Consider the following 535-nt stretch of genomic DNA (forward strand, 5'->3'; position numbering starts at 1 on the left):
ATACCGATTGCCGCAGATTGCAGCACGCCAGGCAAGGAAGCCATGACATCTTCCAGCTCATTGGGGTACACATTGAACCCCGACACCAGAATCATGTCTATTTTGCGGTCGACAATACGGCTATAACCATCGGGCTGAATCACGGCGATATCACCGGACTTCAACCAGCCTTCACTGTCCATGATTTCGGCGGTAGCGTCAGGGCGCTCCCAGTAGCCTTTCATGACTTGCGGGCCCTTGATGCACAGCTCGCCGACTTCACCCAGCGGCAGCTCTTCACCGGCATCGTTGATCACTTTGCACAAGGTCGAAGGCACTGGAATGCCAATGGTGCCAACCTGGATGCTCTGGGCCGGGTTGACCGTGGCCACCGGGCTGGTTTCGGTCATGCCGTAACCTTCGCAGATCGGGCAACCGGTCACGGTTTTCCAGCGTTCAGCCACCGACAGCTGCAAGGCCATGCCGCCCGACAACGTCACCTTGAGGGCCGAAAAGTCCAGTTTGCGGAACGCTTCGTTATTGCACAACGCCACGA

Annotated in this window: 1 protein-coding gene; it reads right to left on the minus strand. The window is 57.4% G+C overall.

The genetic code is table 11. The features are described 5' to 3' along the window. A partial coding sequence (locus HBO11_RS28465) for an AMP-binding protein (RefSeq protein ID WP_170059074.1) occupies positions 1 to 535 on the minus strand: 535 nt, incomplete at both ends.

Source organism: Pseudomonas sp. WS 5010 (assembly GCF_012985565.1).
Lineage (GTDB): Bacteria > Pseudomonadota > Gammaproteobacteria > Pseudomonadales > Pseudomonadaceae > Aquipseudomonas.